This is a genomic window from Nocardioides palaemonis (assembly GCF_018275325.1).
Classification (GTDB): domain Bacteria; phylum Actinomycetota; class Actinomycetes; order Propionibacteriales; family Nocardioidaceae; genus Nocardioides; species Nocardioides palaemonis.
Window position 1 is genome coordinate 747,929 of the sequence record NZ_JAGVQR010000001.1, and the last position, 25,584, is coordinate 773,512.

A 25,584-nucleotide genomic window follows, 5' to 3' on the forward strand; every position below is an offset into this window, starting at 1 on the left:
TCCCCTCACTGACCCGCCGCGTACGCCGCTCAGCGCCAGGGCGCGACGAGCGCGGCGAGGTCGGGGGCGAGCTCCTTCATCAGCAGCGGACCGAAGGTCACGCGGTGGACGCCCATCACCTGCAGGTCCTCCAGCGAGCCGGCGGGCGAGCCGGAGCGGGGGTTGGCGGTGACGTTGACCGGGCCGTCGAGGGCGTCGAGGAGCGCCTGGAGGGCGGCCGCGTCGGGCACCCGCACGGGATAGCTGCTGCGCGACCCGGCCTGCTCGCAGGCGGTCAGCCGGGCGATCGCCTCGGCCAGCGGGTCCGCGAACCGGTCGGCGTGGATGAAGGCGTCGGTGCGGGCGTTGATCACCAGGTCGACCCCGGCCGCGTCGGCCGCCTGTCGGACGGCGCCGATGTAGTCGGCGTGCTCGGCCACCTCGCGCATCCGCCCGCCCTCGGAGTGGACGGTGTCCTCGATGTTCACCCCGACCGCTCCGGCCTCGAGCACCCTCTCGACCAGCTCGGCGGCGGGGGTGGCGTAGCCGGACTCGACGTCGGCGGTCACCGGGGTGTCGGGCACCGCGGCGCAGATCCGCCGGATGCCGTCGAGCGCGTCGTCGAGGGTCATGCCCTCGTTGTCGGCCTGCCCGCGCGAGTCGGCGAGGGGGTGGCTGCCGATGCTGAGCGCGGGGAAGCCGGCGTCGACGACGGTGCGGGCCGACCACGCGTCCCAGACCGTCGGCAGGACCAGGGTGCTCCCGGTGTGGTGGAGGTCGAGGAGGGTCGTGGCGCGGGTGGTGGTGTCCATGGTCCGAGGCTGCCACGCGCGGCCCCGCGGGCATAGAGCAACGACCGTCGGCGTTCCGTGGGCGTGGACATCCTCGACTCCGTGGTGATCGGTGCCGGCCAGGCCGGTCTCGCGGCGTCGTACTTCCTGCGCCGCCGCGGCATCGACCACGTGGTCCTCGACGCCAACCCCGGGCCGGGCGGTGCCTGGCAGCACCGGTGGGCCTCGCTGGGCATGGACGACGTGCACGGCGTCGCCGACCTCCCCGGCGCTGCTGCCCCCGGGCGGTCGCCACGCGCGGCCAACGTCGTGGTCCCGGACTACTTCGCCGGCTACGAGCGCGAGCAGGGGCTCCCCGTCGTCCGTCCGGTCCGCGTCGACCGGGTCGACGGCGAGGGCGACCTGCTCGTCGTCCGCGCGGGCGAGCGCGCATGGCGCACCCGGACCCTCGTCAACGCCACCGGCACCTGGACCCGGCCGTTCGTGCCCTACTACCCGGGGGCAGCCGACTTCACCGGCGAGCAGCTGCACACCGCCGACTACCCGGGCGCGGAGCACTTCCGCGGGCGTCGGGTCGTGGTCGTCGGGGGCGGCGCGTCCGCCGTCCAGCTGCTCGGCGAGCTCGCGCCCGTCGCCGACACGCTGTGGGTGACGCGCCGACCACCGGTGTGGCGCGACGACTTCGACGCCGCGGCCGGGCTCGCCGCCGTCACCGCCGTCGAGGAGCGCGTACGCCGTGGCCTGCCGCCGGCGAGCGTGGTCAGCGTGACCGGCCTGGCGCTGCGCCCGCAGGAGCAGGAGGCGGCCCGCCTCGGGGCCTACGACCGGCTCCCGATGTTCGCGCGGGTCGAACGGCACGGGGTCCGCTGGGCCGACGGGAGGTTCGAGGCCGTCGACGCGATCCTCTGGGCGACCGGGTTCCGCCCGGCCGTCGACCACCTCGCGCCACTGCACCTGCGCGGCCCCGAGGGCGGCATCGCGCTGCTCCCCGTCCCGGGCAACGTGCAGGGCGCCACCACGGCCGCCCGCGACCCGCGCGTCCAGCTGGTCGGCTACGGGCCGTCGGCGAGCACCATCGGCGCGCCCCGCGCCGGCCGCCAGGCGGCGCTCGCGGTCGCGCGGCAGCTGGCGTCGCCCGCGGTGCCGGGCCGCGCGGACGACCTGACCGGCTGACCCGCGCGGGACGGTCGGTCCGGACGGCCCGTGTGGAGGGGGCGGGCACACTCGGGAGATGGGAGTCCGGGCCTGGGGCGGAGCGGCGGCGGCCACGCTCGCCCTGACGGCGTGCACCTCCGCGCCCGTCGAGGACACCCGCACTCCCGGTGACGCACCGACCGCGGACGGTGCCGCGGCGGTACGCGCCGGCGGCGAGGTCACCCTCGCGCTCGCCGGGGACGTGCACTTCGAGGCCCACGTGGGCGCGTTGCTGCGCCGGGGGCTCGGTCCGATCTCCCGGACCCTCCGGGCGGCGGACGTCGCGATGGTCAACCTGGAGACGCCGGTCACCACCCGAGGGCGGCGCGACCCCAAGGAGCTCGAGCTGGCGTCCGACCGCTACCACTTCCGCGCGCCGTCCGGCGCCCTCGGCATGCTCGCGGACGCGGGGGTCGACGTGGTCAGCGTCGCCAACAACCACGCGGGTGACTACGGCCAGGTCGGGCTCGACGACACGATCAGGTCCGCCCGGCGCAGCGGGGTCGCCGTGGTGGGGGCGGGCGCCGACGCCGACGCCGCCTTCGCCCCGCACGTCCAGCGGGTGGGCGACCTCGACGTGGCGATCCTCGCCGCCGACACCGTGCAGCGCGAGGGCAGCAGCGGCGTCTGGGAGGCGGGTCCGGACAGCGCCGGCATCGCGGCCGCACGCGGGAGCCGCGACGACCTGCTGCTCGACGCCGTCGAGACCGCGGCGCAGCGCCAGGACCTGGTCGTGGTCTACCTGCACTGGGGGCGCGAGAACGAGGCCTGCCCGACGCGTGGCCAGCGTCTGCTCGCCGGCCGGCTCGCCGCGGCCGGTGCGGACGCCGTCGTCGGCAGCCACTCCCACGTCCTGGGCGGCGCCGGATGGTCCGGCGACACCTATGTCTCCTACGGCCTGGGCAACTTCGTCTGGTACCACTCGCGCCAGCCCGACACCGGCGTGCTCACCCTGCGCCTCGACGCCGACGGGGTGGTCGGCGAGGAGTGGACGCCGGCCCGGATCGCTCCCGACGGGCGGCCCGTCCCGGTGACCGGCGCGGCTCGCGACGGCGCGGTGCGGGACTGGGACGCACGGGCCCGCTGCACCGGTCTCGGCGCCACCCGCGGCGAGCCGCAGGCGGCGGACCCCGCGTACGAGGCCACGATCGCGCGCGTCGACGCGGAGCTCGCCGCACGGATGCGGGGCAGCAGCCACCGGCCCGGCTGTCCCGTCCCGCTGGCCGACCTGCGCCACCTGACCATGACCTACCGCGGCTTCGGCGGCGCGTCCCGCACCGGGGAGATGGTGGTCCACCGCCGCTTCGCCCGCGACGTCACCCGCGTCTTCGAGCGGCTCTACGACGTCGGCTTCCCGATCGCGCGCATGCGGCTGGTCGACCACTACGGCGGCGACGACGACGCGTCGATGGCCGACAACAACACCTCGGGCTACAACTGCCGCACGGTCGCGGGCCAGCGGGAGTGGTCCGACCACGCCTACGGCGCGGCGATCGACGTCAACCCGGTGCAGAACCCCTACGTGCGTCCCGGCGCGATCGACCCGCCGGCGGGCCGTCGGTTCGCCGGGATCGATCGTGGTCGGTCCGCACCGGTGCCGGTCGGGACGATCCGCCAGGACGACCTGCTCGTGCGGGCCTTCGCCCGGATCGGGTGGGAGTGGGGCGGCGACTGGATCTCCTCGCAGGACTACCAGCACGTCGCGGCGCGAGCGCGACCCTGACGCCCGTCATGGCCGGCACGCCGGACCGCTCGCTAGTCTGGGCCCATGGGGGAGATCGAGAACCGCCCGCACGATCCGTCGCAGATGCGCATCTCCGACGCCGACCGCCAGCGCGTCGCGGAGGTGCTGCGCGACGCGGCCGGTGACGGCCGCCTCGACCTCGACGAGCTCGAGGAGCGCCTCGAGCAGACGTGGGCCGCGAAGACCTACGGCGAGCTGGTCCCGATCACCCTCGACCTGCAGGCGACCGGCCCGGTCACCCCGCCGGCCGCAGCGCCCGTGCGGCGCGCACCCGGTGGCGTGCCGGCGGTCGGCCACAACTCGTCGACCGCGATCATGGGCGACTGCAAGCGCCGCGGCGTGTGGCAGGTGCCCGAGCACCACTCGGCGTTCTCCCTGATGGGCAGCGTGACCCTCGACCTGCGCGAGGCGATCCTCAGCAGCCACGACACCCAGATCAACGCGAGCGCGATCATGGGCGATGTCCAGATCATCGTCCCGGCCGACATGCACGTCGTCGTCGACGGCACCCCGATCATGGGCGACTACGGCCAGGCGAAGGACAAGGTCCCGGCCGAGGTCGGACCGGACTCGCCGACGGTGCGGGTGCGGGGGATGGCGCTGATGGGCTCGGTGCAGGTGCGCCGGCTCCCCGCCCCGGGGACCCCCAAGAAGTACCTCGGCACCTACTGAGCGGGGTGCCGGACGGGCGCGGGGCCCGTCGAGCCACGCACCACCAGGTCGGCGGGGAGCGTGAGGCAGGTGTCGTCGGGCTCGCGCCCGGAGAGCAGGTCGAGCACCATCCGGCTGGCCGCGCGGGCCTGGTCGACGACGTGCTGGTCGATCGTGGTGATGTCGAAGAGCTCGCCGAGCCCGTTGCCGTCGACCCCGACGAGGGAGAGGTCCTCCGGCACCCGGAGCCCGCGCCGCCGGGCCGCGGTGGCGGCGGCGACCGCGATGTCGTCGGAGTAGCAGAACACCGCGGTCGGCGGGTCCTCGAGCGCGAGCAGCCGCTCCATGCCCACCGCACCGGCGTCGACGCCGTAGGGGGCGGTGACGAGCAGCGCGGGGTCGTGGTCGATGCCGTGACCGGTGAGCGCCTGGAGGTAGCCGGTGCGCCGGTGCAGGTCGCTCGCCCACCGCGCGCCGTCGGTGTCGCTCGTGCGGATCATCCCGATGCGGGTGTGGCCGAGGTCGAGGAGGTGCTGGACCGCCGTCACGGCGATGGCCACGTCGTCGACGCTCACCGACGGGAAGTCGCGCAGCCGGAAGCCGGCGACCACCACCTCCACGCCCATCAGGTCGAGCCGCTCCTCCTCCTCGGGCCGGATCGGGAGGGTGATCAGGACGACCGCGTCGACCTTGCGCCGGGTGGGCAGGTCGCGGAAGAAGTGCGTGCGCTTCTCCTCGGTGCCGACCTGGTAGAGCAGCACGTCGAGGTCGGCCTGGCGCAGCCCCGCCTCGACGGTCGCGAGCATCGTCGAGGAGAACCAGCTGTCGAGCCGCGGCAGCACGACGGCGACCCGGCGGGTGGCTCCGCGCAGCGACGACGCGGCGGGGGAGACGACGTAGTCGAGCTCCTCGACGGTCGACAGGACCCGGCTGCGGGTGCGGGCGCTGACGCCCGGCAGCCCGCGCAGCGCCCGGGACACGGTGGCGATCGACACGCCGGCCCGCTCGGCCACGTCGGCCATGTTGACGTGCCCGCGTCCGTCGGGGGTCTCGGTCATCGTGGCGACCTCCCGGACCTCACTACAGTGGCGACGTGACCGGATCCTCGCCCCGCCCGCTGTCCCTCGGTGTCGCCACCGCGTCCTACCAGATCGAGGGAGCCGTCGCCGAGGACGGCCGCGGCCCGTCGATCTGGGACACCTTCGCGGCCCGTCCCGGCGCGGTGCGCGGTGGCGACGACGGCACGCACGCGTGCGACTCCTACCACCGCCTCGACGACGACGTCGCCCTCGTGCGGGACCTCGGCGTGGACGCCTACCGCTTCTCCGTCGCGTGGCCGCGGGTGCAGCCCGAGGGCACCGGCCGCATCGAGCCGCGTGGCCTGGACTACTACGAGCGGCTGGTCGACCGGCTGCTCGCCGAGGGGATCGAGCCCGTCGCCACGCTCTACCACTGGGACCTCCCGCAGCCGCTGGAGGACGCGGGGGGCTGGCCGGAGCGGCGCACCGCGGAGGCCTTCGTCGACTACGCGCGTGCCGTGCACGACCGGCTCGGCGACCGCGTGACGTCCTGGGCGACCCACAACGAGCCGTGGTGCGCGGCCTACCTCGGGTACGCCGCCGGCGTGCACGCGCCCGGGCGGCAGGAGGGCGAGGCGGCGCACCGCGCGGCCCACCACCTGGTGCTGTCGCACGCCTGGGCCGCGGAGGCCCTCGGCGACGCCCACACCGGGATCGTGCTCAACCTCGCGCCCGTCTGGGCGGAGTCCGACGACCCCGGCGACCTCGCGGTCGCGGACGGCGTCGACGCGATCCGCAACCGGGTGTGGCTCGACCCGCTGGTCGACGGCGCGTACGACGAGGGGCTGCTGCGGGTGGCGCCGGTCCTGGCCGACCCCGGGCTGGTCCGCCCCGGCGACCTCGAGGCGGCGCGCGGGTCGGCCGCCTGGCTGGGTATCAACTACTACACGCCGGTGCGTCCCCGACGCGCCCGCGGAGATGCACCGCCCCACCCCGAGCAGGGAGCCTTCCCGGGAGTGGCCGACCTCGACCTGGTGGTGCGCGAGCCCCGCACCGACATCGGGTGGGAGGTCGAGCCGCGCGGGCTCGAGGAGCTGCTGGTGCGGACCCACGAGCGCACGGGCCTCCCGCTGGTCATCACCGAGAACGGTGCGGCGTACGCCGATCAGGTCGTCGTGGACGGTCGGGTCGAGGACGCGGACCGGATCGCCTACGTGCGCGACCACCTGGCCGCGGTCGCGCGGGCGCGCGCGGCCGGCGCCGACGTGCGCGGCTACTTCGTCTGGACCCTGATGGACAACTTCGAGTGGGCCGAGGGCTACGCGAAGACGTTCGGCCTGGTGCACGTCGACCGGTCCTCTCCCTCGCTGACGCGGACGCCGAAGGCGTCCTTCCACTGGTTCGCCGAGCAGGTGGCGGCGCCGGCCCGGGGGCGCGGCGCCGCCGGGCTGGTCAGCCCTTGACGCTGCCGGCCAGGAGGCCGCGCACGAAGTAGCGCTGGAGCGCCAGGAACACCACGAGCGGGATGGCCAGCGACACGAACGCGCCCGAGGCCAGCAGCTGCCAGTCCTCACCGCGCTGACCGACCAGGCTCACCAGCTTGACCGTCATCGGCGAGACCTGCGGGCTGCTGAACACCAGGGCGACCAGCAGGTCGTTCCACACCCACAGGAACTGGAAGATGCCGAACGCCGCGATGGCGGGCATCATCAGCGGGACCATGATCTTGGTGAAGATCGCGACGTGGCCCGCCCCGTCGACCCGCGCCGACTCGATGAGCTCGCCGGGGACCTCCCGCATGAAGTTGTGCAGCAGGAAGATCGCCAGTGGCAGCGCGAAGATCGTGTGCGAGAGCCACAGCTCGTAGAGACCGCCCGCGGGTGCGTCGCGCCCGGCCAGCGGCATCAGGTTGAACGGCGGGTCGACGTAGAGCTGGAGCAGCGGCACGAGCGTGACCTGGATCGGCACGATCTGGAGCGCGAAGACCGCGACGAACAGCGTGTCGCGGCCCTTGAAGTCGATCCACGCGAAGGCGTACGCCGCGAGCGTGGCGAGGCTGATCGGGATCAGCACCGCCGGCACCGTGATCACGATCGTGTTGATCAGGTTGGTGGTGAGGGACTCGCCGGTGGATCCGCCGCTGAGGACGTCCTTGTAGTTCTGCAGGGTGAAGGACGGGTCGGTGAAGAAGTTCCACCAGCCGCTGGACTTCACGTCCTCCTCGGGGCGGAACGAGGAGATCAGCAGTCCGAAGGTCGGGATCGTCCACACCAGGGCCACGATCAGCGCGACCGCCGAGGCCCACCTGCTGGTCAGCTGCTTCTTGGCCGCGGTGGAGGCGGGGATCGCCGGTGCGGTGTCGGCCGGGACCTGGGCAGCGGTCGGGGTGCTCGTGCTCATCGGGCCTCCAGCTTGCGCATCTGACGGATGTTGTAGATCACGATCGGGACCACGAGGATGAAGATGACCACCGCGATGGTGGCCGACAGGCCCTGGTTGCCGGCCACGAAGCTCTGCCGGTAGAACTCGTAGGCCAGCACGCTGGTGTCGAAGTTGCCGCCGGTCGCGGTCTGGACGATGTCGAAGACCTTGAGGGTGGCGATCGTGATCGTCGTGAGCACGACGATCAGCGAGGGACGGATGCTCGGCACGGTGATGTGGCGGAACATCTGCCACGGCCCGGTCCCGTCGAGGCGGGCGGCCTCGACCATGTCCTCGGGGATCGCCTTGATCGACGCCGAGAGGATCGTCATCGCGAAGCCGGCCTGGATCCAGATCAGGATGATGATCAGGAAGAACGTGTTCCACGGCGGCTCGAGCAGGAAGTTGTAGGTGTCGATGCCCAGCCAGCTGAGGATCTGGTTGAGCAGGCCGATCTGGGTGCTCTCGCCGGACTTGTAGTCGTAGACGAACTTCCAGATGATCGACGCGCCGACCATCGAGATCGCCATCGGCAGGAACAGCAGCGCCTTGGCGAACTTCTCGAACGACGCGCGGTCGACCAGGACCGCGTAGACCAGGCCGATGATCGTCGAGATCGTCGGCGTCAGCAGCACCCAGAACAGGGTGTTGCGCAGCACGGTGAGCTGCTGGGAGTTGGTGAAGAGCGCGGTGTAGTTGTCGAAGCCGACGAACGGCGGGTCGAAGACGGCCGCGCCGAAGAACGACTGGTAGATCGTCACGCCGGCGGGGTAGAGGAGGCCGATGCCGATGAGGGCCAGCGAGGGCCCGAGGAACGCGGCGGCCTGGACGCGCTCGCCGTTGCGGGAGCGGAGCCGTTGGGTCAGCAGCAAGATGGCCGCCATCACGCCGTAGAAGAGCAGGACGGCGATGGCCATGTGGAAGAACTTCTCGGAGGTGGTCACGTGGTCGGCACTCCCTCGGGTCGACGGTCGGGTGTGACAGCGAGGAAGGGGGTGGCCGGGCCGGGCTCGCGCCCGCCCCGACCACCCCTCGGCTCACGATGCGGGCCAGGACTCCTCGATGTTCTTGAGGGCGTCGGAGGTCGACTCGCCGGTGATCCAGGCGGTCATCTCCTTCCAGAACGAGCCGGCGCCGACCGCGCTGGGCATCTGGTCGGAGCCGTCGAAGCGGAAGACGGCCTCCGGGTCCTGCAGGGTCTCGGCCGACAGCTTGTCGATCGGGCTCTTCAGGTTGTTGATGTCGAGGCCCGTGTTGGCGCTGACCCAGCCGCCGCCGGGCGTGGCCTTGGCCTTCTCGTTGGCCCAGACGTCGGAGGACAGGTAGGTCTGGAAGGCCTGGACCTCCGGGCGGTCGTCGAACGCCGCCACGAACTCGCCACCGCCGAGGACGGGCTTGCCGTTGTCCTCGTTGGTCGTGGGCAGGTAGAAGGCGAAGACGTCGCCGTCCTCGGCCACCGTGGTGCCCTCGGGCCACTGGGCGGCGTAGAACGACGCCTGGCGGTGCATGCCGCAGTCACCGTCGAGGATCGGCAGGCCGCCGTCCTGGAAGGCCGTCGTCGCGATCGACTTCACGTCGCCGAAGCCGCCGTTGACGTAGTCGTCGTTCTTCAGGATGCCGCCGACGAGGTCGAGGGAGTCCGCGACGCCCGCGTCGTCGAAGGCGACCTCGTGGTTGACCCACTGGTCGTAGTAGTCGGCGCCCTGCTCACGCAGCACCGCGTCCTCGAGCCAGTCGGTGGCCGGCCAGCCGGTGGCCTCGCCCGACTCGATGCCCGCGCACCAGGGCTTGATGCCCATGTCGACCATCTCGTCGGAGATCTTCAGCATGTCGTCCCAGGTCTGCGGGACCTCCCAGCCGTTGTCGGAGAACATCTTCGGGGAGTACCAGACGAAGGACTTCACGTTGGCGCCGAGCGGGGCGGCGTAGAACTTGCCGTCGACGGTGCCGTAGGACTTCCAGTCCTCGCCGAAGAACTCGTCGACGTTGTCGGCCACGGCCTGGGGCGCCTCGACGACGCTGCCGGAGCTGACGACCGTCTTGAGCAGGCCGGGCTGGGGGATGTAGGCGATGTCGGGGGCGTTGCCGGCCTTGACCCGCACCACGAGCTGGGTCTCGAACTGGTCCGAGCCCTCGTAGTCGACCTTGGCGCCGGTGCACTCGGTGAAGACCTTGTAGGAGTCCTCCTGGGCCTGCTGCTCGGGCGGGAGGATGGAGGTGTAGACCGAGACGGTCGTGCCGGTGAGGTCGCCGAACTGCTCGAGCTGGGCGCACTCGGGCTGGCCGGCGCCGGGCGCCTCGCCTCCGGCGCTGTTGCTCGACCCGTCGCTGCTGCTGTCGTCGGCGCAGGCGGCCAGGCCGAGCCCGGACATCGCGAGGACGGCGAGCGTGGCGACGCCCCGTCGGGTTCGTGTGGTGATCATCGTGGACGTGTTCCCTCTCGTTGGTGTGACCGCGTCGGGGAAGCCCCGGCTCCGGGTCTGCTCGGGTCTGCTCGGGTGGGGCCTGCACCTGGGTGTGACAGGCATCACTGAAGATGAAAACGTTTGCAGGTGTCGACGTCAACGGTGGTCCAGATCACGAATCCGTAACTCTCGGCCGGCGGACGGCCGGGGTGCCATGCGCAGACGTACGGGCTAGGGTGTCGCCACGTGTGACTGGCATCACGCCGGTCTGCGCATCCCTTCCACCACGGATCGTCCGGCACGTACCTGCCGGTGAAGGAGCACGCAATGGCATCAGTGACGTTCGAGAAGGCCCAGCGCTGGTATCCCGGCGCCGACGAACCAGCGGTCCCCGGCATCGACCTGGAGATCAAGGACGGCGAGTTCATGGTCCTCGTCGGTCCCTCCGGCTGCGGCAAGTCCACCACCCTGCGGATGCTCGCGGGGCTGGAGGAGGTCAACAGCGGCAGCATCTACATCGGCGACCGCGAGGTCACCAACGTCCCGCCCAAGGACCGCGACATCGCGATGGTCTTCCAGAACTACGCGCTCTACCCGCACATGACCGTCGAGGAGAACATGGCGTTCTCGCTCAAGATGGCCAAGGTGCCGGCGGGTGAGCGCAAGGAGCGCGTGGCCAAGGCCGCCGAGATCCTCCAGCTCACCGAGTACCTCCAGCGCAAGCCGAAGGCCCTGTCGGGCGGCCAGCGCCAGCGCGTCGCCATGGGTCGCGCCATCGTCCGCGCGCCGCAGGTGTTCTGCATGGACGAGCCGCTGTCCAACCTCGACGCCAAGATGCGTGTCGCGACCCGCACCGACATCGCCCGGCTCCAGCAGGACCTCGGCGTCACGACCGTCTACGTCACCCACGACCAGGTCGAGGCGATGACGATGGGCGACCGGGTCGCCGTCATGAAGCTCGGTGTCCTGCAGCAGGTCGACACCCCGCTCAAGCTCTACGACAAGCCCGCCAACCTCTTCGTCGCCGGGTTCATCGGCTCCCCGCAGATGAACCTCCTCGAGGGCGTCGCCGCGGAGGACGGCACGGTCAAGGTCGGTGGCTACAAGGTCCCCGTCGACCCCGCCGCCGAGCGCAAGATGTCCGGCAAGGTCACCGTCGGCGTGCGACCGGAGAACTGGCGCATCGTGTCGTCGGAGGACGGCGGCCTGCCGGTCACGGTCACGGTCGTCGAGGAGCTCGGCGCGGACAGCTTCGTCTACGGCACCTGCGACGTCGAGGGCACGCCCTCCAACGTCATCGTGCGCGTGGGGGGTCGCCAGCACCCGCAGAAGGGCGAGACCCTCTTCGTCACGACCGACCCGCACGACGTGCACGTCTTCGACACCGAGACCGGCGAGCGCCTGTCCGACTGACGCGTCGTCGTCGCGTGGCCTCCGGGGACGGCCCCGGGGGCCACGCGCCGTCCGCCGCGCCACCACACCGCGATGACAGACGTGCCCACCGACCCGTACGAGACGGCCTTCGAGGGCCGGCTCGCCGCCCTGCAGCCCGACCTCGCCCGCACGCTCGCGCGCGTCTACGCGCCCGAGGTCGTGCCGGGCGTGAGCGCCCGCCTGGTCGAGATCGCCCGCGCCGCCCACGACGCGCGGCCCGAGGAGCTGCGGCGCCTCGACGAGCGGCGGCTGGCGGAGCCCGACTGGTTCCAGCGCCCGACGATGCTGGGCTACGCCGCGTACGCCGACCGCTTCGGCGCGACCCTGCGCGGGGTCGCCGAGCGAGCGGCGTACCTGCGCGACCTCGGCGTCGGCTACCTCCACCTGATGCCGCTGCTGACACCGCGTCCGGAGCCCAACGACGGCGGCTACGCCGTGATGGACTACCGCTCGGTGCGCCCGGACCTCGGTGACGTCGACGACCTGCGCCACCTCGCGACCACCCTGCGCGAGCAGGGGATCAGCCTGTGCCTCGACCTGGTCCTCAACCACGTCGCCCGTGAGCACGCGTGGGCGCGCGCCGCCCGCGCCGGGGACGCGGAGAAGCGCGCGTGGTTCCACGTCCACCCCGACCGCGAGGTGCCCGACGCCTACGAGGCGACGCTGCCCGAGGTGTTCCCCGACTTCGCGCCCGGCAGCTTCACGTGGGACGACGAGCTCGACGGCTGGGTCTGGACGACGTTCAACCACTACCAGTGGGATCTCGACTGGTCGAACCCCGAGGTGCTCTGCGAGTTCGCCGACATCATCCTCGCGCTTGCCAACCTCGGCGTCGAGGTCTTCCGGCTCGACGCCATCGCCTTCATCTGGAAGCGGCTCGGCACCGACTGCCAGAACCAGCCCGAGGTCCACGAGCTCACCCGGGCGCTCCGCACGGTCGCCCGGATCGCGGCGCCCGCGGTGGCCTTCAAGGCCGAGGCGATCGTCGGTCCGGCCGACCTGCCGGCCTACCTCGGCGTGGGCGAGCACGCCGGACGGGTCAGCGACCTAGCCTACCACAACTCGCTGATGGTGCAGGTCTGGTCGATGCTGGCCTCCCGCGAGACCCGGCTCGCCACCCGCGCGCTCCAGCAGCTCCCGCAGCCGCCGTCCACCACCGCCTGGATCACCTACGTCCGCTGCCACGACGACATCGGCTGGGCGATCGCGGACGAGGACGCGCGCGCGGTCGGGCTCGACCCCCACCTGCACCGCCGGTTCCTGTCGGACTGGTACGCCGGCATGTTCCCGGGGTCCTGGGCGCGGGGTCTGGTGTTCCAGCAGAACGAGGTCACCGGCGACCGCCGCATCTCCGGCTCCCTGGCCTCGCTCGCCGGGCTCGAGGCCGGCGACCCCGGTGCGGCCGCGCGGATCCTGCTCGCGCACGCGATCGTGCTGTCCTACGGCGGGCTGCCGGTGATCTGGATGGGCGACGAGCTCGGCCTGCTCAACGACCAGGGGTGGGCCGACGACCCCGACCACGCCGCCGACAACCGGTGGGTGCACCGCCCGCCGATGCCGTGGGACGTCGTCGAGCGGGGCACCGACCCGCACGGCATCACCGCCGGCCTGCGGCACCTCGTCGAGGTGCGCCGGACGCTCCCGCACCTGCACGCCGCGGTGCCCACCGAGGTGTGGGACCCGCGCGACCCGCGGGTCCTGCTGGTGGTGCGCCGGCACCCGGAGGGACCGCTGCTGGCGGCGCACAACGTGTCGGACGAGGAGGCCTGGGTCGCCGCCGACGTGCTGCACTGGCTGGGACTGCACGTGCCCGGCCTGCGCGACGCGCTCACCGGGACGGCGCCCGACCTCCAGGACGGGGCGGTGCGCCTGGGGCCGTACGCCTCGGCGTGGCTTCACGACGGTCTCGGTGGTTGAGGTGCGAGCGCGATCCCTCGGTGGTTGAGGTGCGAGCGCAGCCCCTCGGTGGTTGAGGTGCGAGCGCAGCGAGCCTCGAAACCACTGCGCCGGGCTCGCGGGTTTCGAGGCTCGTCGCTGGCGCTCCTCGCACCTCAACCAGCGAGGGGAGGGGTGCTCGCGGGTTTCGAGGCTCGTCGCTGGCGCTCCTCGCACCTCAACCAGCGAGGGGAGGGGTGGTCGCGGGTTTCGAGGCTCGTCGCTGGCGCTCCTCGCACCTCAACCGGCGAGGGTTCTCGGAGGTCGGCGCGCAGTCTCGGTGGTTGAGGTGCGAGCGCAGCGAGCCTCGAAACCACTGCGCCGGGCTCGCGGGTTTCGAGGCTCGTCGCTGGCGCTCCTCGCACCTCAACCAGCGAGGGGAGGGGTGCTCGCGGGTTTCGAGGCTCGTCGCTGGCGCTCCTCGCACCTCAACCAGCGAGGGGTGGGGTGCTCGCGGGTTTCGAGGCTCGTCGCTGGCGCTCCTCGCACCTCAACCAGCGAGGGGTGGGGTGGTCGCAGATTTCGAGGCTCGTGAGACGGCAGAGGCCCCGGGAGCGGTGCTCCCGGGGCCTCGTCACGCGCCGACCTGCGGGGCCGGACACCTGGGTGGACGCTCGGTCAGGTGGTCTTCTCCGCCTGCGCCACGTCGTCCTGCTCCTCGCCGACCTCCTCGGCCTTCGCCATCGCGTTGCCGCCCGGCACGATCCCGGCGCGGTCGGCGTCCATCGTGAGGTTCTCGCCGGTCGAGGGGTCGAAGAGGTGGATCTTGCGGGCGTCGACCCAGATCTTCGCCTCGTCGCCCTCGCTGATGCGGCTGGCGCCGTCGAGCGAGATCACCATCTGGGTGCGCAGCGACTCACCGTCGAGGTCGCGCTCGAGCTCCTGCAGCTGCTTCTCCACCTCCGGCGGCGCCTCGAAGGGGATGTAGGCGTAGGCCTCGTTGCCGAGCCACTCCACCACGTCGACGGTGGCGGTGAAGGTCGCCTCCTCGGTGACCTTGTCGGAGTCGACGACGCTGGCGTCCTCGAAGTGCTCGGGTCGGATGCCGGCGATCAGCAGGTCCTTGCCGCGCGCCCTGGCGGCCTTGTCCTCCGGGATGGTGACCGTCCCGAAGGGGAGCTCGACCCGGTTGCCGTCGACCTTCGCCGGCAGGAAGTTCATCGGCGGGGAGCCGATGAAGCCGGCGACGAACAGGTTGGCGGGGTTCTCGTAGAGCTCGCGCGGCGTCGCGTGCTGCTGGAGCACGCCGCGCTTGAGCACCGCCACCCGGTCGCCCAGCGTCATCGCCTCGGTCTGGTCGTGCGTGACGTAGACCGTGGTGATGCCCAGGCGCTTCTGCAGCCGGGAGATCTCGGTGCGCATCTGCCCGCGCAGCTTGGCGTCGAGGTTCGACAGCGGCTCGTCGAAGAGGAACGCCTCGGCGTCGCGCACGATCGCGCGCCCCATCGCCACGCGCTGGCGCTGGCCGCCCGACAGGTTGCCGGGCTTGCGCTCGAGGTGCTCGTCGAGCTCGAGGGTCTTCGACGCCTCGCGCACCTTCTCGTCGACCTCGGAGTCCGGCTTGCCGGCCAGCCGCAGCGGGAACGCGATGTTCTCGTAGACGGTGAGGTGGGGGTAGAGCGCGTAGTTCTGGAAGACCATCGACAGGTTGCGCTCGCGGGGAGCGAGGTCGTTGACCTTGCGGCCGCCGATCACCATGTCGCCGCCGGTGATGTCCTCGAGGCCCACGATCATCCGCAGGAGCGTGGACTTCCCGCAGCCCGAGGGGCCGACGAGGATGAGGAACTCCCCGTCCTCCACGTCGATGCTCACGTCGTTGACGGCCGGGAAGCCGTCGCCGTACTGCTTGACGATGTTCTTCATCTCGATGCCAGCCATGAGCTGATCACCCCTTCACTGCGCCGGAGGTGAGGCCGGCGACGATCTTGCGCTGGAACAGCAGGACGATGACGATGATCGGAATCGTCGAGACGACGGCTCCGGCGGCCAGCAGTGACGCCGGCCGGTTGAACGGGTCGGCGCCGACGAAGAACGACAGCGCGGCCGGGATCGGTCGGGCGTTCTCCGTCGAGGTCAGCGAGATGCCGAAGACGAAGTCGTTCCAGGCGAAGAAGAACGTCAGGATCGCCGCGGTGAAGACGCCGGGTGCGGCGAGCGGGACGATGACCTTGCGGAACGCCTGCCACGACGTCGCGCCGTCGACCTGGGCGGCCTGCTCCATCTCCCACGGGATCTCGCGGAAGAAGGCAGACAGGGTCCAGATCGCCAGCGGCAGCGTGAACGACATGTAGGGGATGATCAGTCCCGGCCACGTGTCGTAGATCCCGAGGGTCCGCCACATGTCGAACAGCGGGCCGACGAGCGAGACCACCGGGAACATGGCGATCACGAGGGCCAGGGTGAGCACGAACCGCTTGCCGGTGAACTCGAGGCGGGCGATCGCGTAGGCCGCGAGGGTGGCGATGATGACCGACAGCGCCGTCGCGATGAGCGAGATGCCGATCGAGTTGAAGATCGCCCGGCGGAACTGCTCGTCGGCGAGCACGTCGGAGTAGTTCTGCCAGCCCGCCCCGCCTCCCTCGGAGGGCAGGAAGCCCGGGCTGCCGTTGGTGATGGCGTCCTGGCTCTTGAACGACAGCGAGATGATCCACGCCACCGGGAGCAGGCACCACACCAGGATGAGGACTGCGCCGACCACGACGCCGATCTTGTTCTTGGTGCTCATGTCAGCCCTCCTGCCGCGCCGCGGCCAGGTCGACGCGGAAGATCTTCACGATGAGGAACGCGATCAGCAGGACCGACAGGAACAGCAGGACCGACAGCGCGGACCCGATGCCGAGCTGGAACTGCTCGATCACCTGGCGGTAGGTCAGGAACGACACGGACTCCGTGCCGTTGGCGCCTGCCGTCATCACGAAGATGTTGTCGAAGATGCGGTAGGCGTCGAGGGCCCGGAACAGCACCGCGACCATGATCGCCGAGCGCATGTTGGGCAGGATCACCTTCCACAGCCGCTGCCACCACGTGGCGCCGTCGACCTTCGCCGCCTCGAGCATGTCCTCGGAGACCTGTGCCAGCCCCGCCAGCAGCAGCAGCGACATGAAGGGCGTGGTCTTCCAGATCTCGGAGACCATGATCGCCACGATGCTGCTGCCGTACTGGCCGAACCAGTTGAAGTCGTCGCCGATCAGCGGCAGCCAGCCGTTCACGAAGCCGTTGTTGTTGCTGAACGCGAACTGCCAGGCGAAGCCCGAGACCACGGTGATGATGCCGTAGGGGATCAGGATCGAGGTCCGGATGACGCCGCGGGCGAAGATCACGCGGTGCATGACCATCGCGAAGACGAAGCCGATGACGAGCTCGACGGCCACGGTCACCACCATGATCAGCACGGTGTTGAGGGTGTCGCGCCAGAACAGGCTGTCGGTCAGCGCTGTGACGTAGTTGTCGATCCCGACGAAGTCGCGCTCCTCGGGCGCGGTCAGGCTGTAGTTGTAGAGGCTGAGGTAGAGCGCCCGCAGCATCGGGAACGCGGTCACGAGCAGCATCAGGAAGATCGCCGGGGCCACGAGCTTCATGCCCAGGCTGTTCTCGGCCCGGGCGCGGTCGCTCGCCTCGGGCTTGTCCGTGCGCCGGGTCTTCCGGTCGGTGTCGGGTGCCACGGTCGTGCTCGTCACAGCAGCCTCTTTCCGGCCAGGACGTCAGCGAGGAACCGCGCCGACTCCTTCGGCGTCGAGTCGGGGTCGACCGACGTGGGGGAGTGCCAGACCGACTGCACGGCGCTGGAGATCTGGCTGTAGAACGGGCTCTTCGGCCGCGGACCGCCCTCGTCGACGCTGGTGCGGTAGAGCTCGAGCAGGTCCTCGGGGAACTCACCGCTGGAGGCGACCTCGTCGTAGGCGGAATTCGTCGAGGGCATCAACCCGTCGTTGATGGCGAGGTCGACCTGCGCCTTCGTGGAGGTGATGCACTGCGCCGCCTCCATCGCCCAGTCCGGGTGCTCGGAGTAGGCGCCGACCCCGATGTCGATGCCGCCGATCGGCGGCTTGGAGGTCTCGCCCTGCACGGTCTGGGGGTAGCGCGCCCAGCCGAGGTCCTCGAACTCCTGCTCGTCCGCCGGTCCGCCGGGCTTGCCGACCAGGCCCTTGTAGTTGGCGTAGACGAAGGTCCAGTTCGTCATGAACTCGCCTGGCCCGTCGGCCGGGAACATCTGCCCCAGGCTGGTGCCCTCGTTGGACACGGTGAAGTCGGCCTGCCGGGCGTCGCTGTCGGCGAGCTTCTTGATCACCGCCGCCGCGTCGCGGCCGGCCTCGGAGTCGAGGTCGACCTTCGCGTCGCGTCCGGCCTCGGTGTCGGAGACGATGTCGCCGCCGGCGCCCTGGACCAGCGCGTTGATCCACACCACGTAGGCCTCGTAGCGGTTGGCCTGGACCCCGACGGTGCCGCCCTCCTGCGCGGCCGCGTCGATGACCTGGTCCCAGGTCACCGGCTGGCTCATGTCGAGCCCGGCCGCGTCGGCGAGGGACTTGCGGTACCAGAGGACCTGGGTGTTGGCCCAGAGCGGGATCGCGAAGACCGTGTCGTCCCACGTGACGGTGTCGGCGGCGCCCTCGAGGTAGTCACCGCCGTCGGTGATCTTCGAGGCGACCTCCTCGGGGACCTCCTGCAGCCAGCCGGCGTTGGCGAACTCCGCCACGAACACCGGGTCGAGGTTCATGATGTCGGTCGAGGAGTCCTTCGCCGCCAGGCGCCGCGCGAGCTGGGTGCGCTGGTCGGTGGCGCTGGCGGGCAGCTGCTGCACGGCGATGTCGTAGTCGTCGGTGCTGCACTCGTCGGCGTACGTCCGGAAGGTGTCCACGCCGTCCGGGTTGACGTACCAGTTGAGCTGGGGCGTGCCGTCCCCGCCGCCGCAGGCAGCGAGCAGGCTGCTCGCGAGGGCCGCGGTCGCCAGCGACGCCACGACCCGCCGCGTTGGTGGTCGACCTCCCGTCCGGTCTCCTCGGGTCGTTGGTCGTGCTCGCATGCGCCCTCCCCGCTGTCGATGACCGGACCACTGGTCTATCTGCACCCGATAGGGTTTGGCAACCGCCCCTACGTGTGACTGCGAGGCCTGTCGTGACGCGTTTCTTCGCGCCCGGACGCATCAACCTGATCGGTGAGCACACCGACTACAACGACGGTTTCGTGCTCCCCGTCGCGCTCGCGCAGGGCTGTACCGCGACCGTCGAGGACGCCGCGTCGGGGTGGACCGTGACCTCCGCCCAGACCGACGACGAGGTGGTCGTCGAGCCGGGTGGGCTGACCGGTCGCGACGACGTCGCCGAGTGGGCGACCTACGTCCTGGGCGCCCTGTGGCTGCTCCACGACGACGGCGTGGAGGTCCCGCCGCTGCGGATCGCCGTGGACTCCGACGTGCCCACCGGCGCGGGCCTGTCGTCGTCGGCCGCGCTGGTCTGCTCGGTCGTCTCCGCCCTCGACGCCCACCTCGGGCTCGGGCTCGACCCGGCCGGGCTGCTGTCGCTGAGCCGCCGGGTGGAGAACGACGCGGTCGGTGCACCGACCGGCGGGATGGACCAGCTGGTCAGCCTCCGCGGCGAGGCCGGCCACGCGCTGTTCTGCGACATGCGCGACCTCACCTCGCAGGCCGTCCCGTTCGACCCCTTGGCCTCCGGGCTCGCGCTGCTGGTCGTCGACACGAAGGCGCCGCACCGGCTCGTCGACGGCGAGTACGCCGCGCGGCGCAGCGGGTGCGAGGAGGCGGCGCGCCGACTCGGCGTACCGGCGCTGCGCGACGTCACCGAGGACGGGCTCGGCGACGCGCTCGCCGAGCTCCACGACGACGAGCTGCGCCGCTACACCCGCCACGTCGTCACCGAGGACGCCCGCGTGCTGGCCGTGGTCGACCTGCTCGGCGCCGGTCGCCTCGACGAGGTGGGCCCGCTGCTGACCGCGTCGCACGCCTCGATGCGCGACGACTTCCGGATCACCGTGCCCGAGGTCGACCTCGCGGTCGACGCGCTGCACGAGGCGGGCGCGATCGGCGCCCGGATGACCGGCGGCGGCTTCGGCGGCTGCGTCATCGGCCTCGTGCCGGAGGACGACGTCGACGCGGCCGGGGGCGCCGTGCGCCGCGCGTTCGCCGACGCCGGCTTCGCGGCCCCGGTGCTCTTCACCGCCACCGCCGAGGCGGGCGCCCGCCGGCTCGACTGACTCCGGTCAGCCGGCGGCGCGGTCGGCCGTGCGCGAGATCGCCTCGACGAAGGTCGCGAACAGCTCGGCCGGCAGGTCGTGGCCCATGTCCTCGACGAGCAGCAGCTCGGCGTCCGGGATCGCAGCAGCGGTGGAGCGACCGCCGCTGACGTGGACCATCTTGTCGGCGGTGCCGTGGATGACGAGCGCCGGCACCCGCAGGCTGCGCAGGCGCGGGGTGCGGTCGGGCTGGGTCAGGATCGCCAGCATCTGGCGCACGGCGCCGCTGGCGCTCACGCCGCGGTCGAAGGTGTCGCCCGCCCGGGTGCGCAGCGCCTCGGGGTCGTTGGGGTAGCCGGCCGAGCCGATGAGCGACCACATCGCGACGCTGCTCTCGACGTAGGCCTCGCGCCCGGCCCTGCGCGGCGCGATCAGCCGGGGGAGGAGGGCGGGGTGCTGCCAGCCGACGCTGCGCCGTCCGGTGGTCGAGCTGATGCTGGTCAGCGACCGCACCCGCGTGGGGTGCTCGACGGCGACGGTCTGGGCGATCATCCCGCCCATCGACACGCCGACGACGTGGGCGGAGTCGAGGCCGAGGTGGTCGAGCAGGGCGACGGCGTCACCGGCGAGGTCGCCCATCGTGTAGGGCGGGCGCACCCGGCGGCCGGCGAACGCCCGCACGAGGTGGCCCCGCTTCACCCGGGCACGGATCCGCGAGGAGCGCCCGGTGTCGCGGTTGTCGTAGCGCACGACGTGGAAGCCGGCGTCCGCGAGCTGCTCGCAGAACGTCCGGTCCCACCACGTCATCGGGCCGCTGAGCCCCATCACCAGGAGCAGCGGCTCGGCATCGGGGTCGCCGAAGGTCTGGTAGCAGAGCTCGACGTCGTTGCCGACCGGAGCGAGCAGCTCGTCGGAGACGACGGGGGCCTCGGAGGAGGTGCGACGTGCGGGGGACATGCCCTCCAGTGAACACGACCGGCGTCCCCAAAACAGCGCAAGGTGACCCACATCCCCCATTCGCAGGGGGTTCTCCGCTACGTTCGACGACTGTGACCCAGCGCACAGTCGCGCCGTTCCTCACCCCGGAGGGCTTCGCCCAGCCGGCGGTGGGGGCCGTGCTGCGCGAGGGATCGGCGCTGCTGGAGGGCGGCCGGTACGCCGTCCACGCGTGGTCGTCGCGCGGGTCGCGACGGCGTACGCCCCTCGGCTCCGCACCCGTACGGGTGGGCGAGCCGGTGCTGCTGGTGCCGGGGTTCCTCGCCGGCGACTCCTCGCTCGCGCCGATGAGCCGCACCCTGCGCCACCTCGGCTTCCGCACCTACCGCGCCGACGTCCGCGCCAACGTCGGCTGCACGCTCGCCGCCGCGGCCCAGCTCGAGGAGCGGCTCGAGGAGCTCGTCCAGCGGCGCGGCACGCGCGCCCGCGTCGTGGGCCACAGCCTCGGTGGGATGCTCGCCCGCGGCGTGGCCGCGCGCCGGCCCGACCTGGTGGCCGGGATCGTCACGATGGGAAGCCCGGTGCTGGCGCCGGGCGCCCACCACGCCTCGCTCGCGCGCAGCGTCGACCTGCTGGTGCGGCTCAACCGGGCCGGGATGCGCAACCTGATGGCCGCCGACTGCGTGGCGGGGCGCTGTGCGGAGGAGAGCTTCGACCAGACCCGCAGCCCGCTCCCCGACGGCGTCGACTTCACCGCGATCTACTCGCGCCGCGACGGCATCGTCGACTGGCGCGCCTGCCTCGACCCGGCCGCGCAGACCGTCGAGGTGCGTTCGTCGCACGTCGGGATGGCGTTCGACCCCGCCGTGATCACCCTCGTGGCCTCTGCGCTGCGGCCCGGTGGGGGCTCAGCTGTCGAAGTCGATCGCGGAGAGATCGCGTAGCTTGGAGAGCCGGTGCTCGGCGGTGATCGAGCGGACCGTGCCGCTGCGCGAGCGCATCACCAGCGAGTGGGTGGTCACGCCCTCGCCGCGGTAGCGCACGCCGCGCATCAGCTCGCCGTCGGTGATGCCGGTGGCCACGAAGAACGCGTCGTCGCCGGTGACGAGGTCGTCGGTCTCCAGCACGAAGTCGGCGCTGAGGTCGTGCCCGGCATCGAGCGCGCGCTGGCGCTCGTCGTCGTCCTGCGGCCAGAGCCTGCCCTGGATCTTGCCGCCGAGACACTTCATCGCGCAGGCGGCGATGATCCCCTCGGGCGTGCCGCCGACGCCCAGCATCAGGTCGATGCCCGTGTCGGGGCGGGCCGCCATGATCGCGCCGGCGACGTCGCCGTCGGTGATGTACTTGATGCGGGCGCCGGTCTCGCGGATGTCCTCGACGAGCCGGGCGTGGCGCGGTCGGTCGAGCAGCACCACGGTGACGTCGTGCACCGAGATGCCCTTGGCCTTCGCGACGCGGGAGATGTTCTCCTTGACCGGCAGGCGGATGTCGACGCGGTCGGCCGCCTCGGGTCCGGTGACCAGCTTGTCCATGTAGAACACCGCGCTGGGGTCGTACATCGTGCCGCGCGGCGACACCGCGAGCACGGCGATGGCGTTGTTCATGCCCTTGGCGGTCAGCGTGGTCCCGTCGATCGGGTCGACCGCGACGTCGCACTCGGGGCCGGTGCCGTCGCCGACCTCCTCGCCGTTGAAGAGCATCGGGGCGTTGTCCTTCTCGCCCTCGCCGATCACGACGACGCCGCGCATCCCGATCGTCGAGATCATCTCGCGCATCGCCTCGACGGCGACCCCGTCGGCGTCGTTCTTGTCGCCGCGACCGACCCAGCGGCCGGCGGCCATGGCGGCCGCCTCGGTGACCCGCACCAGCTCGAGGGCGAGGTTGCGGTCGGGCTTCGGGGCGAGCTGGGAGGAGGTGGCGCTCATGTCGCGCATGCTAGCGGGCGGCGTACCGGCTGACGGCCGTCGCCTTCGCGGAGAGCCAGACCTCGCGGCCCGGCGCCAGCCCGAGCTCGGTCGCGGCGGCCGGGGTCACGTCGGCGAGCAGGTCGGGGGAGGCGTGCACGAGCAGGCGTACGGAGTCGCCGTGCGGCGCGACCGTCGCCACCTGCCCGCGCCAGCGCAGGCGCGAGGAGCCCACGGGCTCGTCGAGCGAGACGACCACCGAGTCGGGCGGGAAGGCCATCAGCTCCTCGCCGTCGTCGACGAGGTTGAGCCCGACCAGCCGGGCGACGTGCGAGGTGCGCGGCTCGGCAGCCACCTCCGCCGGCCGGCCGGCCTGCGCGACCCGGCCGCCGTCGAGGACCAGCACCCGGTCGGCCAGGGTGAGGGCGTCGATGGCGTCGTGGGTGACCAGCAGCGCGATCCCGGGGAAGTCGCGCAGGTGCCGTCCGAGCTCGATCCGCAGCGCCATCTGCACCGACACGTCGAGGCCGGTGAAGGGCTCGTCGAGCAGGAGCAGGGCGGGGTCGGTGGCGAGCGCGCGGGCGATCGCGACGCGCTGGGCCTGGCCGCCGGACAGCTCGCGCGGGCGGCGGCCGGCGAGGTCGGCGATGCCGAAGCGCTCGAGCCAGCCGCGGGCGACCGCCTCGGCAGCGGCGCGCGGCTCGCCGCGGGAGCGGCGGCCGAACGCGACGTTGTCGAGCGCGCTGAGGTGCGGGAAGAGGAGCTGGCCCTGGAAGACCAGGCCGACGCCGCGCTCGCGCACCGGGAGCGCGAGCAGGTCGTCGTCACCCAGCAGCGCGTACCCCTCGACCTCGACCAGCCCGGCCAGAGCGTGCAGCAGGCTGCTCTTGCCGGCGCCGTTGGGGCCGATGACGGCCAGCACCTCGCCGGGCTCGACGGTGAACGCGGCGGCGACGCGGTCCGCCACCCGCAGGTCGGCGTGCAGCGAGGCGCTCACGGCGTGCCCAGCCAGTGGTCGCGCAGGGCCACCAGGACGCCGATCGACACCACGAGCATCACCAGGCTGAGCGACAGCGCGGCGTCTTGGTCGGCCTGGCGGGTGACGTAGATCAGCGTCGGCATCGTCTGGGTGGTGCCGGGGTAGTTGCCGTTGAAGGTGATCGTCGCGCCGAACTCGCCCAGCGAGCGCGCCCAGCCGAGCACGGTGCCGGCGACGACGCCGGGCAGGGCGAGCGGCACGGTCACCCGGCGGAAGGTCGTCCAGCGCGTCGCGCCGAGCGTCGCTGCTGCGGCGTCGAAGCGCGGGTCGGCCGAGCGCAGCGCGCCCTCGATCGCGATCACGACGAAGGGCATCGAGACGAACACGTGGGCGAGCACCACGCCCCACGTGGTGAACGGGAAGGCGAACCCGGTCCACTCCAGCAGCGGCGCGCCCACCACGCCCGTACGTCCGAAGGCCGCGCGCAGCGCCACGCCCGCGACGACCGGCGGCAGCACCAGCGGCACGGTGACCAGCGCCCGCAGCGCTCCGCGTCCGCGGAAGTCGACCCGCGCGAGCAGCCACGCGAGCGGCAGCCCGAGCAGCAGGCAGACCGCGATCGCCGCGGTCGAGGTGACCAGCGACAGGCGCAGGGCATCGAGGGCGGCCGTCGACGTCAGGTGGCGCGGGAGGTCGCGCCAGCTGGTGGCGGCGACCATCGCGACGAGGGGGACGAGCAGGAGCAGCGTGGCCAGGGCCGCCGGTGCGACGAGGAGCGCCGGCGGCCTCCCGAGGCGGTCCCTCACGGGCTGCCGAAGCCGGCGTCGCCCAGGATCGACTGGCCCTCCTCCGACGTGATCCACGTGACCCAGTCTGCCGCGAGGCCGGAGTCACCGGCCTGGTCGAGGGTCGCGGCGTAGTAGGACGTCAGCTCCGCGTCGGCGCCGGGGATCTCGATCGCGTCGACGTCGTCGGACGCGGCGACCGCGTCGGTGGCGTAGACGAGACCGGCGTCGGCCTCGCCCGAGATCACCTTGTCGAGGGTCGCGCGCACGTCCTCCTCGAGGCTGGCGGGCTCGGCGGTGATGCCGTTGTCGTCGAGCACGGCGAGGGCGACCTTGCCGCACGGCACCTCGTCGGCACAGCGGACCCAGGTGGCGCCGTCGAGGTCGTCGAGCGACTCGATGCCGGCCGGGTTGCCCTTCGGCACGACGATCGTCAGCACGTTGGTGGCGAAGGTCTGCACGTCGCCGGTCACCCCGGCGTCCTCCGCGATGCCCATCGAGGTCTCGTCGGCGGTGGCGAGCACGTCGCCGGGCGCGCCGTCGGCCACCTGCTCGGCGAGGTCGGTGCTCGAGCCGAAGGAGAAGGTGACGGTCGCGTCGTGCTCCTCCTCGAAGGGTCCGGCGAGCTGGTCGAAGACGTCGGTGAGCGACGCTGCGGCGAGCACCGTGAGCTCGCCGCCGCTGTCCGACCCACCGTCGGCGCCCTCGGTCGTGTCGTCGTTGCCGCACGCCGCGAGCGGGAGCAGCAGGGCGAGGGAGAGGGCGGTCAGGGTGCGCTTCATCGGGGGACCTCCACGACGACGTTGGTGGACTTGACGCTGGCGATCGCGCGCACGCCCGGCTCGAGGCCGAGCTCGTCCGAGGCGTCGCTGCTCATGAGGGACACGACCCGGTAGGGGCCGCAGATCATCTCCACCTGCGCCATCACCTGGTCGCGCTTGACCCGGGTGACGATGCCGCTCATCCGGTTGCGGGCGCTGACGGCGCTGGCGTGGGTGCGGTCGCGCTCGGCGACCTCTCCGGAGGTGACGAGCTGCTCGGCGAGCTCGGCCAGGTCGGTGCCCGCGACCGTCGTGCGGCCCTCGGTGCGCTGCGAGGGGATCCGCCCGGCGTCGACCCAGCGGCGTACGGTGTCGTCGCTCACGGCCAGGATCTCGGCCGCCTCCGCGATTCGGTAGGTGATCACGGGAGGAGTATGCCGCACGTGCGGTTGTTTGG

At 72.1% G+C, this 25,584-nt stretch carries 23 protein-coding genes; 8 read left to right on the forward strand and 15 right to left on the reverse strand.

What is annotated here, in order from left to right; genetic code table 11:
• Positions 1–29: 29 nt before the first annotated feature.
• Positions 30–791, reverse strand: coding sequence for an isocitrate lyase/PEP mutase family protein (locus tag KDN32_RS03545; RefSeq protein ID WP_211730727.1), 762 nt, complete (start codon positions 789–791; stop codon positions 30–32).
• Positions 792–854: 63 nt separating this feature from the next.
• Between KDN32_RS03545 and KDN32_RS03550 the strand changes: the two genes are divergently transcribed.
• The 3 genes from KDN32_RS03550 to KDN32_RS22785 are packed head-to-tail and all read left to right on the forward strand — an operon-like array spanning position 855 to position 4,380.
• Entirely contained in the window at positions 855–1,943 is a 1,089-nt protein-coding gene (locus KDN32_RS03550; protein WP_211730728.1) for an NAD(P)-binding domain-containing protein, read from the forward strand.
• Positions 1,944–2,001: 58 nt separating this feature from the next.
• Positions 2,002–3,687 (forward strand): CapA family protein, encoded by a 1,686-nt coding sequence (locus tag KDN32_RS03555; protein WP_211730729.1) that lies wholly within the window; start codon positions 2,002–2,004, stop codon positions 3,685–3,687.
• A gap of 45 nt (positions 3,688–3,732) precedes the next feature.
• Positions 3,733–4,380, forward strand: coding sequence for a DUF1707 SHOCT-like domain-containing protein (locus KDN32_RS22785; RefSeq protein ID WP_211730730.1), 648 nt, complete (start codon positions 3,733–3,735; stop codon positions 4,378–4,380).
• Here the strand turns inward: KDN32_RS22785 and KDN32_RS03565 are convergent.
• Positions 4,374–5,417 carry a LacI family DNA-binding transcriptional regulator gene (locus KDN32_RS03565; protein WP_211730731.1) on the reverse strand — a complete coding sequence of 348 codons (1,044 nt, stop codon included), beginning with the start codon at positions 5,415–5,417 and terminating at the stop codon, positions 4,374–4,376. The two genes, KDN32_RS22785 and KDN32_RS03565, sit on opposite strands and share 7 nt — an antisense overlap.
• Before the next feature lie 35 nt (positions 5,418–5,452).
• Here KDN32_RS03565 and KDN32_RS03570 point away from each other — a divergent pair, with 35 nt between their 5' ends.
• Positions 5,453–6,841 carry a GH1 family beta-glucosidase gene (locus KDN32_RS03570; RefSeq protein ID WP_211730732.1) on the forward strand — a complete coding sequence of 463 codons (1,389 nt, stop codon included), beginning with the start codon at positions 5,453–5,455 and terminating at the stop codon, positions 6,839–6,841.
• Here KDN32_RS03570 and KDN32_RS03575 read toward each other — a convergent pair.
• The 3 genes from KDN32_RS03575 to KDN32_RS03585 form a co-directional block, all read right to left on the reverse strand.
• Complete coding sequence (locus KDN32_RS03575; RefSeq protein ID WP_211730733.1) at positions 6,831–7,778, reverse strand: carbohydrate ABC transporter permease; 948 nt, start codon at positions 7,776–7,778, stop codon at positions 6,831–6,833. The genes KDN32_RS03570 and KDN32_RS03575 overlap by 11 nt on opposite strands.
• A complete protein-coding gene (locus tag KDN32_RS03580) occupies positions 7,775–8,743 on the reverse strand; it encodes a carbohydrate ABC transporter permease (RefSeq protein WP_211730734.1) in 969 nt (322 codons plus the stop codon). The genes KDN32_RS03575 and KDN32_RS03580 overlap by 4 nt, the downstream gene beginning before the upstream one ends.
• A gap of 93 nt (positions 8,744–8,836) precedes the next feature.
• Positions 8,837–10,222, reverse strand: a complete 1,386-nt coding sequence (locus tag KDN32_RS03585; RefSeq protein ID WP_211730735.1) for an ABC transporter substrate-binding protein — start codon at positions 10,220–10,222, stop codon at positions 8,837–8,839.
• Between the two features lie 309 nt (positions 10,223–10,531).
• Between KDN32_RS03585 and KDN32_RS03590 the strand changes: the two genes are divergently transcribed.
• Both KDN32_RS03590 and KDN32_RS03595 read left to right on the forward strand, forming a co-directional pair.
• A complete protein-coding gene (locus tag KDN32_RS03590; RefSeq protein WP_211730736.1) occupies positions 10,532–11,617 on the forward strand; it encodes an ABC transporter ATP-binding protein in 1,086 nt (361 codons plus the stop codon).
• Between the two features lie 72 nt (positions 11,618–11,689).
• A complete protein-coding gene (locus KDN32_RS03595) occupies positions 11,690–13,555 on the forward strand; it encodes an alpha-amylase family protein (RefSeq protein ID WP_211730737.1) in 1,866 nt (621 codons plus the stop codon).
• A 636-nt stretch (positions 13,556–14,191) separates the two neighbouring features.
• Here the strand turns inward: KDN32_RS03595 and KDN32_RS03600 are convergent.
• The 4 genes from KDN32_RS03600 to KDN32_RS03615 are packed head-to-tail and all read right to left on the reverse strand — an operon-like array spanning position 14,192 to position 18,533.
• Positions 14,192–15,451 (reverse strand): ABC transporter ATP-binding protein, encoded by a 1,260-nt coding sequence (locus KDN32_RS03600; RefSeq protein ID WP_211730738.1) that lies wholly within the window; start codon positions 15,449–15,451, stop codon positions 14,192–14,194.
• 7 nt (positions 15,452–15,458) lie between these two features.
• Positions 15,459–16,298 carry a carbohydrate ABC transporter permease gene (locus KDN32_RS03605; protein ID WP_211730739.1) on the reverse strand — a complete coding sequence of 280 codons (840 nt, stop codon included), beginning with the start codon at positions 16,296–16,298 and terminating at the stop codon, positions 15,459–15,461.
• 1 nt (position 16,299) lies between these two features.
• Positions 16,300–17,250 (reverse strand): carbohydrate ABC transporter permease, encoded by a 951-nt coding sequence (locus KDN32_RS03610; RefSeq protein WP_307853685.1) that lies wholly within the window; start codon positions 17,248–17,250, stop codon positions 16,300–16,302.
• The gene (locus tag KDN32_RS03615; RefSeq protein WP_211730740.1) at positions 17,247–18,533 is read right to left on the reverse strand and encodes an extracellular solute-binding protein; all 1,287 of its coding nucleotides are present in this window, start codon (positions 18,531–18,533) and stop codon (positions 17,247–17,249) included. The genes KDN32_RS03610 and KDN32_RS03615 overlap by 4 nt, the downstream gene beginning before the upstream one ends.
• A 155-nt stretch (positions 18,534–18,688) precedes the next feature.
• Here KDN32_RS03615 and galK point away from each other — a divergent pair, with 155 nt between their 5' ends.
• Positions 18,689–19,783 carry a galactokinase gene (gene galK / locus KDN32_RS03620; protein ID WP_307853687.1) on the forward strand — a complete coding sequence of 365 codons (1,095 nt, stop codon included), beginning with the start codon at positions 18,689–18,691 and terminating at the stop codon, positions 19,781–19,783.
• A 6-nt stretch (positions 19,784–19,789) separates the two neighbouring features.
• Here the strand turns inward: galK and KDN32_RS03625 are convergent, their stop codons facing one another.
• Positions 19,790–20,719, reverse strand: coding sequence for an alpha/beta fold hydrolase (locus KDN32_RS03625; RefSeq protein WP_211730742.1), 930 nt, complete (start codon positions 20,717–20,719; stop codon positions 19,790–19,792).
• A gap of 92 nt (positions 20,720–20,811) precedes the next feature.
• Between KDN32_RS03625 and KDN32_RS03630 the strand changes: the two genes are divergently transcribed.
• Positions 20,812–21,642, forward strand: coding sequence for an esterase/lipase family protein (locus tag KDN32_RS03630; RefSeq protein ID WP_211730743.1), 831 nt, complete (start codon positions 20,812–20,814; stop codon positions 21,640–21,642).
• On the opposite strand, the gene glpX is transcribed toward KDN32_RS03630, so the two are convergent.
• From glpX to KDN32_RS03655, 5 genes are read right to left on the reverse strand one after another with little or no spacing between them, the layout of a single operon-like run.
• Positions 21,607–22,623: a class II fructose-bisphosphatase gene (gene glpX, locus KDN32_RS03635; protein ID WP_211730744.1), complete on the reverse strand. Its 1,017-nt coding sequence runs from the start codon at positions 22,621–22,623 to the stop codon at positions 21,607–21,609. The two genes, KDN32_RS03630 and glpX, sit on opposite strands and share 36 nt — an antisense overlap.
• Positions 22,624–22,633: 10 nt before the next feature.
• Positions 22,634–23,599, reverse strand: coding sequence for a sulfate/molybdate ABC transporter ATP-binding protein (locus tag KDN32_RS03640; RefSeq protein ID WP_211730745.1), 966 nt, complete (start codon positions 23,597–23,599; stop codon positions 22,634–22,636).
• Positions 23,596–24,387, reverse strand: a complete 792-nt coding sequence (gene modB / locus KDN32_RS03645) for a molybdate ABC transporter permease subunit (protein ID WP_307853689.1) — start codon at positions 24,385–24,387, stop codon at positions 23,596–23,598. The genes KDN32_RS03640 and modB overlap by 4 nt, the downstream gene beginning before the upstream one ends.
• On the reverse strand, positions 24,384–25,148 hold the full coding sequence (modA, locus tag KDN32_RS03650; protein ID WP_211730746.1) for a molybdate ABC transporter substrate-binding protein: 765 nt from the start codon (positions 25,146–25,148) through the stop codon (positions 24,384–24,386). Before modA ends, modB begins: the two co-directional genes overlap by 4 nt.
• Positions 25,145–25,552, reverse strand: coding sequence for a TOBE domain-containing protein (locus KDN32_RS03655; protein WP_211730747.1), 408 nt, complete (start codon positions 25,550–25,552; stop codon positions 25,145–25,147). Before KDN32_RS03655 ends, modA begins: the two co-directional genes overlap by 4 nt.
• Positions 25,553–25,584 lie beyond the last annotated feature (32 nt).

Excerpts from the sequence above, each read along its gene's own strand:
- KDN32_RS03600 (WP_211730738.1), bottom strand. The coding sequence starts at position 15,451 with ATGGCTGGCATCGAGATGAAGAACATCGTCAAGCAGTACGGCGACGGC.
- KDN32_RS03595 (WP_211730737.1), top strand. The coding sequence starts at position 11,690 with ATGACAGACGTGCCCACCGACCCGTACGAGACGGCCTTCGAGGGCCGG.
- KDN32_RS03575 (WP_211730733.1), bottom strand. The coding sequence starts at position 7,778 with ATGAGCACGAGCACCCCGACCGCTGCCCAGGTCCCGGCCGACACCGCA.
- KDN32_RS03590 (WP_211730736.1), top strand. The coding sequence starts at position 10,532 with ATGGCATCAGTGACGTTCGAGAAGGCCCAGCGCTGGTATCCCGGCGCC.
- KDN32_RS03565 (WP_211730731.1), bottom strand. The coding sequence starts at position 5,417 with ATGACCGAGACCCCCGACGGACGCGGGCACGTCAACATGGCCGACGTG.
- KDN32_RS03625 (WP_211730742.1), bottom strand. The coding sequence starts at position 20,719 with ATGTCCCCCGCACGTCGCACCTCCTCCGAGGCCCCCGTCGTCTCCGAC.
- modA (WP_211730746.1), bottom strand. The coding sequence starts at position 25,148 with ATGAAGCGCACCCTGACCGCCCTCTCCCTCGCCCTGCTGCTCCCGCTC.
- KDN32_RS03555 (WP_211730729.1), top strand. The coding sequence starts at position 2,002 with ATGGGAGTCCGGGCCTGGGGCGGAGCGGCGGCGGCCACGCTCGCCCTG.
- KDN32_RS03585 (WP_211730735.1), bottom strand. The coding sequence starts at position 10,222 with ATGATCACCACACGAACCCGACGGGGCGTCGCCACGCTCGCCGTCCTC.
- KDN32_RS03545 (WP_211730727.1), bottom strand. The coding sequence starts at position 791 with ATGGACACCACCACCCGCGCCACGACCCTCCTCGACCTCCACCACACC.
- KDN32_RS22785 (WP_211730730.1), top strand. The coding sequence starts at position 3,733 with ATGGGGGAGATCGAGAACCGCCCGCACGATCCGTCGCAGATGCGCATC.
- KDN32_RS03605 (WP_211730739.1), bottom strand. The coding sequence starts at position 16,298 with ATGAGCACCAAGAACAAGATCGGCGTCGTGGTCGGCGCAGTCCTCATC.
- glpX (WP_211730744.1), bottom strand. The coding sequence starts at position 22,623 with ATGAGCGCCACCTCCTCCCAGCTCGCCCCGAAGCCCGACCGCAACCTC.